Annotated in this window: 10 protein-coding genes; 2 read left to right on the top strand and 8 right to left on the bottom strand. The window is 66.9% G+C overall.

All coding sequences use genetic code 11. The features are described from left to right. Positions 1-2 precede the first annotated feature (2 nt). Both BFD71_RS31340 and BFD71_RS31335 read right to left on the bottom strand, forming a co-directional pair. Entirely contained in the window at positions 3-2,294 is a 2,292-nt protein-coding gene (locus BFD71_RS31340; RefSeq protein WP_069268177.1) for an ATP-dependent DNA helicase, read from the bottom strand. After that, on the bottom strand, positions 2,291-4,042 hold the full coding sequence (locus BFD71_RS31335) for a VRR-NUC domain-containing protein (protein WP_069268176.1): 1,752 nt from the start codon (positions 4,040-4,042) through the stop codon (positions 2,291-2,293). Before BFD71_RS31335 ends, BFD71_RS31340 begins: the two co-directional genes overlap by 4 nt. 120 nt (positions 4,043-4,162) lie before the next feature. On the opposite strand from BFD71_RS31335, the gene BFD71_RS31330 reads away from it, so the two are divergent. Beyond that, complete coding sequence (locus tag BFD71_RS31330) at positions 4,163-4,750, top strand: hypothetical protein (RefSeq protein ID WP_069268175.1); 588 nt, start codon at positions 4,163-4,165, stop codon at positions 4,748-4,750. Between the two features lie 130 nt (positions 4,751-4,880). Here BFD71_RS31330 and BFD71_RS31325 read toward each other — a convergent pair whose 3' ends face one another. Next, entirely contained in the window at positions 4,881-6,161 is a 1,281-nt protein-coding gene (locus BFD71_RS31325; protein ID WP_069268174.1) for a DUF3443 domain-containing protein, read from the bottom strand. Continuing rightward, complete coding sequence (locus BFD71_RS31320; RefSeq protein WP_069268173.1) at positions 6,158-6,631, bottom strand: DUF2844 domain-containing protein; 474 nt, start codon at positions 6,629-6,631, stop codon at positions 6,158-6,160. Before BFD71_RS31320 ends, BFD71_RS31325 begins: the two co-directional genes overlap by 4 nt. Before the next feature lie 386 nt (positions 6,632-7,017). On the opposite strand from BFD71_RS31320, the gene bamC reads away from it, so the two are divergent. Next, a complete protein-coding gene (gene bamC, locus BFD71_RS31315) occupies positions 7,018-8,256 on the top strand; it encodes an outer membrane protein assembly factor BamC (protein WP_069268172.1) in 1,239 nt (412 codons plus the stop codon). 110 nt (positions 8,257-8,366) lie between these two features. Here bamC and BFD71_RS31310 read toward each other — a convergent pair whose 3' ends face one another. The 4 genes from BFD71_RS31310 to thiC form a co-directional block, all read right to left on the bottom strand. Then, positions 8,367-9,965, bottom strand: coding sequence for an L-lactate permease (locus BFD71_RS31310; protein WP_069268171.1), 1,599 nt, complete (start codon positions 9,963-9,965; stop codon positions 8,367-8,369). Between the two features lie 231 nt (positions 9,966-10,196). Then, on the bottom strand, positions 10,197-10,586 hold the full coding sequence (locus tag BFD71_RS31305; protein ID WP_069268205.1) for a hypothetical protein: 390 nt from the start codon (positions 10,584-10,586) through the stop codon (positions 10,197-10,199). Between the two features lie 328 nt (positions 10,587-10,914). Further along, on the bottom strand, positions 10,915-11,136 hold the full coding sequence (locus BFD71_RS31300; protein WP_069268170.1) for a glycine zipper 2TM domain-containing protein: 222 nt from the start codon (positions 11,134-11,136) through the stop codon (positions 10,915-10,917). 212 nt (positions 11,137-11,348) lie between these two features. Then, complete coding sequence (gene thiC / locus BFD71_RS31295; protein WP_069268169.1) at positions 11,349-13,280, bottom strand: phosphomethylpyrimidine synthase ThiC; 1,932 nt, start codon at positions 13,278-13,280, stop codon at positions 11,349-11,351. Positions 13,281-13,332: the final 52 nt, after the last annotated feature.

Raw genomic sequence — 13,332 nt, 5'->3', positions numbered from 1 at the left:
GATTAACTCGTGGCGATACGCCACCACGTGGGCAGCAGCGCGCGCACGCCGGGCTGTGCGAAGCGGTCGTCCAGCAGGTGTACGACACCGCGATCCTGCTCGGTGCGGATCACGCGCCCGGCGGCCTGCACGACCTTGCGCAGGCCCGGAATCAGGTAGGTGTAGTCGAAGCCGTCGCCGTAGAGCGTATCCATGCGTGCGCGCATCGCCTCGTTCACGGCGTTCACCTGCGGCATGCCGAGCGTCGCGATGAACGTGCCGATGAGACGTGTGCCCGGCAGATCGATGCCCTCGCCGAACGCGCCGCCCAGCACCGCGAAACCGATGCCGCAGCCGCCTTCCACGAAGCGCGCGACGAAGGCCTGCTGATCCGCTTCGTCCATGGTGCGCGACTGGAGCCAGACTTCCACCTCCGGATGGCGCGCCGCAAACGCATCGGCGGCTTGCTGCAGATAGTCGTAGCTGCTGAAAAAACACAGATAGTTGCCGGGGCGTTCGACAAATTGCGCGGCCACGCGCCCGACCAGCGCTTCGAGCGAACGTCCGCGGTCCTTATAGCGCGTCGAGATATGGCGGGCGATGTGGACGTCGAGCTGCTCGGCGCGAAATGGCGTGTCGATGTCGATGCTCACCGTGTTGGCGGGCAGCCCGAGCATGTCGCTGTAGTAATGCGTGGGCGAGAGCGTCGCCGAGAAGAGCGTGATGCTATGTGCCGTGGCGATGCGCGGGCGCAAGGCATCCGCCGGCACGATGTTGCGGATGGCGATCGTGGAACGCGGGCGGCGCGCGTTCTGATGCGCCAATGGCGTGACGTCGAAGAGTGAATGCGTATCGAAGCGTTCGGCAATGCGCGTGAAGTGCAGGGCGTCGAAATAGAAGCGCTCGAGTTCGGGATCGCGCACGAGCGCGGGTTCGGCGAGCTGGTCGCCGATCGCCCCGATCACGTCGCCAAGCGCGGCGACGAGGCCTTCGGGCAAGGTGTCGCTCGCGCGCCAGGCGCCGGGCAACATGGCGTTCTGCGCGTTCCAGTGCTTCTGCAGGCGCGCGAGCGCGCGCTTGAGCGGTGCGCTCGCGGCGCGGCGCACGGCGTCGATGCGCGTTTGCACGAGTTCCGCCGAATACATCGCGCGGGCGCGCTCGGGGAGGTTGTGGGCTTCGTCCACGAGCACGCTCGCGCGCCACTGGTTGTGCGCGGCGAGCATGAACAGCATGGCGCTCGCGTCGAACCAGTAGTTGTAGTCGCCGACGATCACGTCGCTCCAGCGCGCCAGCTCCTGGCCAAGGTAGTAGGGGCAGACGGCATGCTCGCTCGCCACCTCGCGCAGTGCCGCGCGGTCGAGCCGCACGCGCTCGAGCGCCGCCGCGCGCGCGGCCGGCAGACGGTCGTAAAAGCCGCGCGCAAGCGGGCACGATTCGCCATGACATGCCGCTTCGGGATGCTCGCACGACTTTTCGCGCGCGACGAGTTCAAGCACGCGCAGGGGCACGGGCGTTCGATGCGCTTCGGCGCTTGCTTCGTCTTGCGCGCTTGTCAGCGTAGCGAGCGCGTCGAGTGCCAACTGACGCCCAGAGCTTTTCGCGCTCAGAAATACGACTTTGTCGATCGCTGCGCGCGGGCACGCCTTCAACTGCGGAAAGAGCGTGCCGATGGTCTTGCCGATGCCGGTGGGCGCCTGCGCGAGCAGACAGCGTCCCTGTGTCGCCGCGCGCCAGACGGCTTCGGCAAGATCGCGCTGGCCGTGTCGAAACTGCGGATGCGGCAGGCACAGTGTGCCAAGCGCGGTATCGCGTGCGGCGCGGTGGGCGTTTTCCTGCTCGGCCCATGCAACGAAGCGACGACATTGCGTTTCGAACGCGGTGCGCAATTCCCGCGCGCTCGCATGCTCGACGAGCGCCGTCTCGCGCCCCGAACCGATGTCGTAGTAGACCAAAGCGAGTTCGAGCCCATCGAGGCCGAGTTTTTCGCAGAGAAGTGCGCCGTAGACGCGCAACTGCGCCCAGTGCAGCGCGCGCTGATTCTCGCGCATCGCATCGAGGTCGCCTCGATAGGTCTTGAATTCTTCGAGCCTGCGGCGCGCGGGATCGTAGCCGTCGGCGCGGCCGCGCACGCTCAGCGATTCGAACGTGCCGGAAAGCGCGATCTCGGTCTCGTAGCCGGGCGGGCGCCGCGCGGCGATGGCGGCGTGGCCGGCGCGGCCGTCGCTTGCGTCGGGCGAGGGCGTGAAGCGCAAGTCGAGGTCGCCGCGCTTCGCGGTGAACTCGCACAGCGTGCGCACGGCCACCGTGTAGCTCATGGCGCGGGCAGCGCCTGGCCGGCGTTTTCGACGGCTTCTTCTGCTTCTTCGGCTGCGTCGTGCAGGTTGGGCCAACGCACCTGCAATACGGAAACCGGCATGCCGTGCTGCACGCAATAGGCCAGCCAACGGCGCTGGTTGTCCTGCAAGCGGTCGCCGGGGCCTTTCACCTCGATCAGTTCGTAGCGCCGCTCGTGCGGCCAGAAGCGCACGAGATCGGGCAGACCCGAGCGGTTCGCGACGGGTTCGCGCAGCAGTCGCTCGAACCACAGGCGCAGATGAGCGGCGGGGAAGCAGTTGAGGGCGAGCGTGAGCAGTTCGTCGCTCAATGCGGGCCACGCGACGAACGGTGACTGGATGCCGGATTTTTCCGCATAGCGGCGCACAATCGACTCGCGGTAGGCGTGCGTTTCGAGTTCGGCGAGACATGTTTCGAACTGCGAAGCACGTCGTGCGACGAAGTCGGCGGCGTGCAGGTCGGCGGGGCCGCGCTGGAACGGGTGGAAGAACGCGCCTCGCATCGGCGCGAACAGCGCGGGCCAGCAGAGCAGGCCGAAGAGCGCGTTGATCAGCGTGTTCTCGACATAGAACACGGGCGCTTGCGGCGCGGCGAGCGCGATGCGCGCGGCTTCCTCGACGCGCAGTGCGCCAGGCGCCGCGGGCAGCGCGAGTTCGAGCTGCGCGAACCCCGGCCCGGCGCTCGTCTTCGACTTCGCCCGCGTGCGCGCGAGACGCCCGAGCGCGCGCGCCGCGCGCTGCGCTTCCTCTTCGTTTGCGGGCGCATCGGCAATGGTCTGCGCGAGCGCCAGCGCTTCCTCGCGTCGGTTCAGTTGTTCGAGCACACGCACGCGGCGGTAACGCGATTCAGGGTGAGCGCAGTCGAGATAAGCGCGCCACGCGAGTTCGGGTTCGCCCGCGCGCTCGGCGGCGAGCCCCGCGGCGTGACGCAGCTTGTCGTGGCGAGCGCGCAGCCAGGCGTTCGCTTGCGTGCGCGGGGCCAGCGCGTCGAGTGCTGCGAGTGTTGCGGTGATGGCGCCGGCAGCGTTGAAGTCCTGGGTCTCGGCGGCGCTCTCGAGTCCGTCGCGGCAATCGCGCAGCGCCAGATACGCGTCGATGTCCTCGCGTCGCTGGAACGCACGCGAGGCGTGATCGAAGGGCACGCTTTCGTAGCGAAAGACGCCGAGGTCGGCGAGCACGAACTCCGACCAGTCCTGATGCAGGTTGCCGAAGAACATCAGGCGCAGGCGCTCGCAGAGCGGGGCGCTCGCGAACAAAAGCACAGTGTCGGACGAGGCCGGGAACCACGCACGCCAGTCGCGCGGTTCGGGCGCGGCGGCATAGTGTGCATCGAGCGCCTCGAGCGTTGCCGCGCGCGTGGCGCGAGCTTCGAGCGCGATGCCAAGTCGCTCGGCGAGCGCTTGCAGTTCGGCTTTCGTCACGAGCGCGGCGAGCGCGCCGAGATCGAGTGCGGGCGCGTCGTCGAGCCAACCCGCCGCGACGAGCGGTGCCGCAGCCGCGCGCGGGCAGCCGATCTCGTCGTACGCGAGCCGGCTGGCGCGAAAATAGGGACCCTTACGCATCAGCATGCGCACGAAGAGCGCGCGAGATGCTTGCGGCACCTGCATGAATTCGTCGGCGAAGCGGCGCTCGGCGTCGTCGAACAGGTCGGCGCAGCGCGCGTCGAGCCACGCTAGCGCACGCTCGAAGTTCGCGAGGTAATAGAACGGATCGGGAGAGTCGGGAAGCACGCGTGGCACTGTACGGATATACAGCAGCGATGATAGCAGGGTCGCAGGTGGGCGCGAGCGCCGTCAGGGATTCCCCGCCCCGTACGCTACAATTGCCGCAGCCTGAAAATCGGATGAGCGATGAACACACGTAACGCATGCTTCGCCGGCCTCGCGGCCGCCGTCACCCTGCTCGCGGGATGCGCGGCGCAGTACCGCAACACCAGCGCCTGCGAAGAGGCGATGCGTAGCCGCCTTGCCGAGACGACGCTCGGCGACCTCAAGGTCACGCATAGCGCGACGACGTATCGTGGCGCCCGTGTGGTGGTCGAAGGGCAGCTCGAGAACGGCGCGGCTTCGGCCGCCGTGGTCGCCTCGGCGCCGTCGGCGTCGGCGGCGTCGGCCGCATCGGCCGCATCGGCGGCGGCGTCCACCACGGCGCAGGGCGCCAACGAGGCGCCCACGGTCACGGCGCCGATGGTGCAGGCGGCGGCGCTGCCCGGCACGATTTCGGTTCCCACCGCTCCGGTCGCCCAAGGCGGCACGCCAGAGGGCAAGCCGACCACGCCGGTCGCCGCGCTGGTCGCAAAGCTTGGTATCAAGAAGGCCGTCGGCACACCGGCGGCCGCGGAGTGCACCTTCAACGAGTCGGGCCTCGCGACGTTCCGGTGGCTCGCGCCGCCTAAGCTCGCGAAGACCACGCCCGACCCGAACGCCTCGAACGATTAAAACGAACGCACGCTGCTCGCCGTGGCGTTGCTACGGCAGCCCCGTCGTTGGCGCATTCTGCGCTCATGAAGGCCTCGCAAGAGGCCTTCGTCGTTTGTGGCTGACAAGGCTTGGGTGATCGCCGGCGCGCTCAAAACGCGAAGAATGGTCCGCTGCCTGCAGGGGTGTCCTGCAAGGCGATCGCCGTGAACACGCGGCGCCCGAAGAAGAACGGCAGTCCCCAGCCGAACGCGCGACCGTTGTAGCCAGCGAGATTGCTGAAGGCCCAGTTGCCGGTGGCGAGCAGCGTCGTCGAGCTTGCGACCGCGAAGGTCACGGAAGCGCCCACACCGTCGATGCCGGCTATCGTCGCACCGAGGCTGACCGGCGAACTCGGGCAATACCAGAACCCGCAGCGCGTCATCGTCGGGCTGTTGAAGTACAGCGCGTTCGAGCCCGTGTCGAGGTAGCTCAGCGAGTAGACCGTGCCGTCCGATGTCGTCGTCTTCACATAGCCGGTGCCCGAGTTCGCGCGCAGCACCGTCGCGCTGCCGAGCGCGTTGTTCGCCTGTGTGCCGATGCCGAAGATCATCGCCCCCCTCACCCCGGACGCGCCGCTGTCAGCCAGGGGCGGCAGGTCGATGATCACGCCGTTGTTGTCGGTGGCAAAGCCCGCCACCGGGTTGCTGACTTGTTGCGCAAGCGGTTGCGCGCTCGCCGTGCAGCCGCTCGCGCGGCAGGCGTAGTACCACGGCGTGGCTGCCGCCCTGACGCAGGACACGCCGCAATCGGCGCTGAACGGCCCGACTCCGAGAATGCCGTTCGAGCGCAGCGTGGCGGCGCTGTTCATCGCGAGGCCGCTGCCGGCGCAGCCGTCCGGCGCTGACGCGGGCACGGCCGGGTCGGCGATCAACTGGATCGGCAGTGAAGCGGCAGTCTCGCCCGCGAGCTTCACGTCGGCGCTGCGCACCGTGCCCCACGTGTAGCCCGTGCCGAACGCGGCGCATTCGCCGGCGACGTCGGCCCCCGCACCGGCTGGCACGGGGGGCAGCGAGAAGCCTGCCGGCAGCGCCGAAGCGAGCAGGCGCAGGCCTTGGGAGCCGGTATCGACCTGGACGTTGTCGACGCTCGCGCAGTCCGCGGTGCCCGGCACGCAGACCGTGACGCTCGTCATCAGCATGTTGCGCGTCGAGGTGGGCGTCGGGCCCACCGTGACGGCCACGACATTGGGCGTGGTCGATTGCGGAATCGTGCGGCTCGTGCCGGCGGTCGACGGCGCGCTCGAGGGAGTTGAGGCGCTGGCGGGTTCCGCGGCGCCTGTGCTCGCGGACGCGGTTCCGGCATCGCCGCCACCGCACGCGGTGAGCGCGGCGCAAAGCGAGAAGAGCGCGAGGGGGGCGACGAGGGCGAGGCGCCGGGAGCGGGCCTTCATTGGAGATCCCCGACGCTCACGCCAGCGGGAAGTGCGGCGGGCAGCCACGCGCGTCCCACGTAGGCGCGCATGTGGCCGGCCGTCTCGACCACGACCTGAGCGCCGTCCACGCGCGCAGCGTGCAGGCCGTTGTGGCCGGTGGCGTGAAGCGCCGCGGCGGCGCTGCGCCAGTCGGCTGCGTAACGGCCCAGTAGCGCCCCCACGTTGGGCTGAGCCGGCCCCTGCCACGTGTACGCGAAGACCGTCCCGGCCGCGCTGCCCACATAGGCGTTGATGGTCGTGCCGTTGTCGTCGACGTAGCTGACGACGCGGCCGGCGCCGCCACCGATGCTGCGTTGGGCGGCGCCGGCCGGTACGGTCGCGGTGTCGCCGAGCGCGGCCCGGGCCGGCGCGGCGGCGAAGCCGAGGCAATTGAGCGCGCAGGCGAAGGCTGCGGCGCGGCCCGCCTGGGTGAGGCTGCAAATTTTCATGACGCTCTCCGGTCCTGCTTTTTACGAATCTTTTTTGAGATTTCGAGATGAAATTAGCACCGGGGTCGTTCTTGCGAGCGTCCCAGGCCGGGAGGGCGGCACAGCGCAAAGCAGCGTTTGCGCGTGGGGAGGAGTTAATGCGTTGATCCAAAAGGAAATTGGCGGCTTTTCAGTAGGTTCGCCGCGCCGGATCGAATGTGGATGAATGTTAAGGCGCGGTCGGTCTGGAGTGCCGCGACCGCGGTTCGGCGCGCGTCGCCGCTGCGGATATCGGGCCTGGATTGCGTGCCACCCCGTGGTTTTTGCACAGCGGGCCGCCGGACCGGTAAAATGTTTGGTTGATCCACGGAAACTGGCCGTGGCGTAGCCGAAGGGATTACCCGAACATGAGTGATTTTCATCAACGTCTTGCCGCACGCGCGCTCGCGCTTCTGATGGCGGGCGGGCTGGTCGCCGGCTGCAGCTCGCCGACGCCAGGCAAGATCGATTACCGTAGTGACGCCAAGGCGAAGCAGTCCTCGCTCGCTGTGCCGCCGAACATGCTCGACGAAGCGTCCGACCAGCGCTCGCTCGCGCCGCAGGGCGGCGAAACCTCGCTGTCCTCGCTCAAGCAGACCCAGGCCGCCGCGCCGCAGTCCGACGAGGCCCAGGTGGTCCCGCAGGTGCCGGGCATGCATATCCAGCGTGACGGCACGGAAAGCTGGCTCGTCATCGACAGCCGCACGCCCGAGCAGGTCTGGGCGCAAGTGCGCCGCTTCTGGCAGGAACAGGGCTTCCTGCTCGTGGTCGACCAGCGCGACAAGGGCGTGATGGAAACGGACTGGAACGAAACCCATCCGAAGATCAGCGACGGCCTCATCCGCAACACGCTCTCGTGGGCCACGGGCAACTCGTACGTGACTGCCGAGCGCAACAAGTACCGCACGCGCCTCGAAACGTCGCCCAGCGGCGGCACCTATGTGTTCATCAGCCAGAAGGGTCTGAGCGAACAGCTCTCGGGCACCAACAACGACACCAGCAAGTGGGTGCCGAAGCCCAACGATCCCGCGCTCGAAGCCGAGTACCTCAAGCGCCTCATGATGACGCTCGCGAACGCGAAGCCGGGCGTGCCCGACGCGCAGGTCGCGGCCGAAGCCGACGCCAAGGCCAACAGCAAGGGCACCGACGCGAAGTCGAAGGCTCCGGACGCCGCTGCGGCCGCCATGGCCGCGCAGAACGTCGCGGCCGTGGGCCAGCAATCGGGCAGCGGCTCGTCGAACGCGCAGGGCACGTCGGGTCAGTACACTTCGTCGGAGCTCACGCTCGGTGAGCCGTACGACCGCGCATGGGTGCGCGTGGGCATCGCGCTCGACCGCGCCAACTTCACGGTGGACGATCGCGACCGCACGAAGGGCATCTACTACGTGCGCTATGTCGATCCGAAGGACCACAGCTCGGACGAGCAGGGCTTCTGGAACCAGATCTTCCACGGCCGCAAGGAAAAGACCGCGAAGCAGTACAAGCTCAACGTGCGCGCCGTGACGGACAACCAGACGCGCGTCGCGATCGTGGACGACAGTGGCCAGATCGACTCGTCGCGTCCGGCGCAGGAGATCATGAGCCTCGTGGTCGACGAACTGCACTAAACATTGCGCGCACGCTCGAGCCAGCGTTGTCTGGCTCAAGGCCGCAAAAGAAAACCCGCCTGCGCATCGCCGCGCAGGCGGGTTTTTTCATGCCCGCGCGCGAGCCGTACTCAGTGCGGAATCATCCAGGTGAGCACGTTCTGCTGCAGCCACACGAGGATGCCGAGCAACACGGTCAACAGGATCGAGTGCTTGAACGTCTTCGCGAACACAATGCCTTCCTGGCCCTTGAGGTCCGTGGTGGCGACGCCCGTCGCGATGTTTTGCGGCGAGATCATCTTGCCCATGACGCCACCCGACGAGTTGGTCGCCGCCATCAGGATGGGGTTGAGATTGAGCTGTTTCGCGGCTACCACCTGGAGGTTGCCGAACAGCGCATTGCCCGAGGTGTCGCTGCCCGAAAGGAACACCGCGACCCAGCCGAGGAAGGCCGAAACGAGCGGGAAGAACGCGCCGACCGAAGACACCGCGAGACCCAGCGTATAGGTGAGGCCCGAGTAGTTCATGAGGAACGCGAGCCCGACGATGGTCGCGACCGTGAGGATGGCGATGCGCGTCTGCACCCAGGTATCGACGATCGCGACGCCGAAATCGGCGGGCTTCAGGCGCACGACGAACGCGGTGATGATCGCCGCGACGAGAATCGCCGTGCCGGTGGCGAGCGGCTGGAAGTCCCAGATCGCGCCATAGGGCGTGTTGTAGAGCGTGATGTAGACGGCCTTGTCGAGGCCCGGCCACGGCACTTTCACCTCGCCGATCGTGAAGACCCGCGCGACGGTCCAGATGATCACGACGGCCGCGACGATGATCCACGGATACCAGCCCTGCGCGCCCGTCACGGCGCCGCGCGCTTCCTTCGCGCGATCGACCTTGATGGCGAAGCGCGGATCGGGCGCGGGCTTCCACACGCGCAGGAACAGGATGGTGAGGATCAGCGAGACGAGCGACGAGAGCACGTCGGTGAGGCTGTAGTTGATGAAGTTGGCGGTGATGAACTGCGTGAGGGCGAAGCTGCCGCCCGAGACGAGCAGCACCGGCCAGATGCGCAGCATGCCGCCCATGCCCGCGTAGATCGCAATGACATAGAACGGCAGCAGCAAGGCGAAGAACGGCAACTGGCGGCCGACCATTTGACCGAGCAGATCGGCGGGCAGGTGCGTGACCGCGCCGAGCACCGTGATCGGCACGCCGAGCGCACCGAACGCAACAGGCGCCGTGTTGAAGATGAGCGTGAAGGTCAGGGCCTCGAGCGTCGGGAAGCCGAGCATGATGAGCAGCGAACTCGTGATGGCGATAGGCGTGCCGAAGCCGGAAATCCCTTCGAACAGCGCGCCGAACGAGAAGCCGACCACGACGAGCACGATGCGCCGGTCGTTGGGCAGATTGTCGAGCAACCACATGCGAAACGCCGCGAAGCGGCCCGAGCGCAGCGCGATGTTGTAGAGCAGGATCGCCGTGACGACGATCCACATCACCGGCCAGAGTGCGAACACCACGCCCGCGAGCACCGAGTTGATCGCGAGATTGACCGGAAACTGCCAGCCGGCGATCGCGACGATCAGACCGACCACGAGCCCCGCGAGCGAGGCTTGCCATGCAGGCCGCCGCGCCCAGCCGAGCAGGGCGAGCACGGTGAGAATCGGCAGCACGGCGATCAGAAACGAAAACAGCAGCGAATTGCCGATGGGGGTCAACAGCTGGTGGAACATCACGTCTCCTTTATGCTGGTTCGTTGTCGGCGCAGCAGTGCGGCAGCATGCGCCGGGGCGCGTCGTCGGCTGTGGAGTTCAGGGCCCGGCCAGGCGGCCGAGTTAAGGCGCTGCTTCAATCCCCGCTAGCCCACTTGGAGGATAGATAACGACACGGGAGCGTCAAGGAGGGAAAGTACGGTCCGGCACCGTTTTGTGGCGCAGTTCGCGGCGTGGCTGGGTGCGTGAACATCAGTGATGCCAGTGCCTGCCGCCGCCCCAGTAGCCGAAGCCGAAAGAGACGGCGGGCGCGCCCCAGCCCCAGCCGTACGCAGGGTAAGGGTAGTAGGCGGGATAGGTCGGGGGGTAGACCGCTGGAGATGCTGGATAGGCCGGCCACGCAGGCACGGCGATCGCAACCGGCGGCGAGGGATAGAGCGGTCCCGGATACTGCGCGTCGGGCACGGCGGCAGGCGCGGGGTTCGGCGCCGTTTGCACGACCGCGGTTTCCTGCTGTATGGCGGCGACGGGCACGGTGCCGTAGTAGTAGGGCGGGTAGCCGTAGGGGGCGTAGTAGTAGCAGCCGGAAAGCGCGGGGAGCGCGCTCGCGGCGGCGATCACAAGCACAGACGGACGTTTCATGGCGGGCTCCGCGAGTGGCGAACGGCCGCGCAGGATGATCGCCATCAGGCTCGGGCCGTCTGATTCGTTCGAGCTTACGCCGTGCGAACACGCTTTGCGCGATGCGTCGTTAACCGAATATTTCGCGCAGTCCTGCGGCCGCGACGCCAGCGACCCAAGCAAACGCGGCGCAGCCCGTGAGGGTCTGCGCCGCGCATCCTTCCCTGATGCACGCCGTGGATGGCGTGTTGCCTGTCGTGTCGTTTCTGTTCTGTGCCGTCGCTTCGATCGTGCAGCCCGTCGTGCAGCCGCATCGTCGATCCGTACTGGCTCTATGCCTGTTTGCTACTTACTTGCCTACCTGATTGCCGATCACGCCACCCACCGCTGCGCCGCCCACGGTGGAGAGCGCATTGCCGCCGATCGCCGCGCCGGCCACGCCACCCACGCCCGCGCCGATCACCGTATCGCGGTCGCGTCTCGACATGTTGTCGCAAGCGCCAAGACTGCCCAGCACGGCGATGAGTGTCGTCACCGTGAGTAGCGTGCGTGCACGTTTGAGCGTATTCATTTTTCGACTCCCTACGCATGATGCGTTCGAGTGTGCGGTGCGGCGTGCGCTGGCACGCACGCTGCGCCTTCGACACCCTCATGCTAGCCACGCGACCCGTATCAGGGTGTGTGCGCTTGTCAGAGAGTTGTGGGAATCGTTAGTAAATGTTTCGGCGGGCGGCGAGCGCCCGCCGGGGCGTAGTGAGCCCTGAGTCAGCCCGAAGTCAGCGCTTACTGGCGCTGATAGATTTCGGCGCCTTGCTTGATGAACTCGACCGCCTTCACTTCCATACCCTTCTTGAGGGCCTCGTCGTCGCTCACGCCTTGCCTGGCCGCGAAGTCGCGCACGTCCTGGGTGATCTTCATCGAGCAGAAGTGCGGGCCGCACATCGAGCAGAAGTGCGCGACCTTGGCCGAGTCCTTCGGCAACGTTTCGTCGTGGAACTCGCGCGCCTTGTCCGGATCGAGGCCGAGGTTGAACTGGTCTTCCCAGCGGAACTCGAAGCGCGCCTTCGACAGTGCGTTGTCGCGCACCTGCGCGCCCGGGTGACCCTTCGCGAGATCGGCCGCATGCGCCGCGAGCTTGTACGTGATGATGCCTTCCTTCACGTCGTCCTTGTTGGGCAGGCCCAGGTGTTCCTTCGGCGTGACATAGCAGAGCATGGCCGTGCCGAACCAGCCAATCATCGCAGCGCCGATGCCCGAGGTGATATGGTCGTAGCCCGGCGCGATGTCGGTGGTGAGCGGCCCGAGCGTGTAGAAGGGCGCTTCCTTGCACCAGTCGAGCTGGAGATCCATGTTCTCCTTGATGAGCTGCATCGGCACGTGGCCCGGGCCTTCGATCATCACCTGCACGTCGTGCTTCCACGCGATCTGCGTGAGCTCGCCAAGCGTCTTCAGTTCGCCGAGTTGCGCTTCGTCATTGGCGTCGTAGATCGAGCCGGGACGCAGGCCGTCGCCGAGCGAGAAGCTCACGTCGTATGCCTTCATGATTTCGCAGATCTCTTCGAAATGCTCATAAATGAAGGACTCCTTGTGATGCGCGAGACACCACTTGGCCATGATCGAGCCGCCGCGCGAGACGATGCCCGTCATGCGGTTCGCGGTGAGCGGCACGTATTGCAGGCGCACGCCCGCGTGAATCGTGAAGTAGTCCACGCCCTGTTCGGCCTGCTCGATGAGCGTGTCGCGGAACATTTCCCACGTGAGGTCTTCGGCTTTGCCGTTGACCTTTTCGAGCGCCTGGTAGATCGGCACCGTGCCGATCGGCACCGGCGAGTTGCGGATGATCCACTCGCGCGTTTCGTGGATGTGCTTGCCGGTCGAGAGGTCCATGACCGTGTCGCCGCCCCAGCGGATCGCCCACGTCATCTTGTCGACTTCTTCGCCGATCGACGAAGTGACCGCCGAATTGCCGATGTTCGCGTTGATCTTCACGAGGAAGTTGCGGCCGATGATCATCGGCTCGCTTTCCGGGTGGTTGATGTTCGCCGGAATGATCGCGCGGCCGCGCGCGATTTCGTCGCGCACGAACTCGGGCGTGATTGCCTTGAGCGCGTTCTCGCCGAAGGCGGCTGCGCCGAACGCCTGGCCCGGATGCTGGCGGCCCATCATCGCCGCGAGCTTCGCGCCGTTCGGGCCACTCGCCTTGAGGCTTTCCAGATACTCGGCGCGGCGCTGGTTCTCGCGAATCGCGATGTATTCCATCTCCGGCGTGATGATGCCCTGACGCGCGTAGTGCATCTGCGTGACGTTCTTGCCGGCCTTCGCGCGGCGCGGCGTGCGGTGCAGGCCGGGGAAGCGCAGTTCGGCCGTCGCGGGGTCGGCGGCGCGCTCGCGGCCGTATTCGGAGGAGAGGCCCGGCAGCGCTTCGGTGTCGCCGCGCTTTTCGATCCAGCCCTGACGCAGCGCAGGCAGGCCCTCACGAATGTCGATCTTCGCTTCAGGGTCGGTGTACGGACCCGAGGTGTCGTAGACGTAGATCGGCGGATTCTTCTCGCCGCCGAAGCCCGTGGGCGTATCCGCCTGCGTGATCTCGCGCATCGGCACGCGGATATCGGGCTGCGAACCGGTCACGTAGATCTTGCGGGAATTGGGCAGCGGCGCGATCGCGGCTTCGTCGACGTGCGCGTTGGCGGAAATGAACTTCGGATTCGCGTTCATGCGTCTCTCTCTCCATGCAAAGCAAAGTGGGAACAGCGGCTTAGCAGGAGAC

It is taken from the genome of Paraburkholderia nodosa (genome assembly GCF_001718195.1).
Lineage (GTDB): Bacteria > Pseudomonadota > Gammaproteobacteria > Burkholderiales > Burkholderiaceae > Paraburkholderia > Paraburkholderia nodosa_A.
This window is presented reverse-complemented; position numbering and strand designations above follow the sequence as displayed.

What these genes read in the sequence shown, in the direction of transcription:
- BFD71_RS31340 (WP_069268177.1), bottom strand. Translation starts at nt 2,294, where the DNA reads ATGAGCTACACGGTGGCCGTGCGCACGCTGTGCGAGTTCACCGCGAAG.
- BFD71_RS31330 (WP_069268175.1), top strand. Translation starts at nt 4,163, where the DNA reads ATGAACACACGTAACGCATGCTTCGCCGGCCTCGCGGCCGCCGTCACC.
- BFD71_RS31325 (WP_069268174.1), bottom strand. Translation starts at nt 6,161, where the DNA reads ATGAAGGCCCGCTCCCGGCGCCTCGCCCTCGTCGCCCCCCTCGCGCTC.
- BFD71_RS31320 (WP_069268173.1), bottom strand. Translation starts at nt 6,631, where the DNA reads ATGAAAATTTGCAGCCTCACCCAGGCGGGCCGCGCCGCAGCCTTCGCC.
- bamC (WP_069268172.1), top strand. Translation starts at nt 7,018, where the DNA reads ATGAGTGATTTTCATCAACGTCTTGCCGCACGCGCGCTCGCGCTTCTG.
- BFD71_RS31310 (WP_069268171.1), bottom strand. Translation starts at nt 9,965, where the DNA reads ATGTTCCACCAGCTGTTGACCCCCATCGGCAATTCGCTGCTGTTTTCG.
- BFD71_RS31305 (WP_069268205.1), bottom strand. Translation starts at nt 10,586, where the DNA reads ATGAAACGTCCGTCTGTGCTTGTGATCGCCGCCGCGAGCGCGCTCCCC.
- BFD71_RS31300 (WP_069268170.1), bottom strand. Translation starts at nt 11,136, where the DNA reads ATGAATACGCTCAAACGTGCACGCACGCTACTCACGGTGACGACACTC.
- thiC (WP_069268169.1), bottom strand. Translation starts at nt 13,280, where the DNA reads ATGAACGCGAATCCGAAGTTCATTTCCGCCAACGCGCACGTCGACGAA.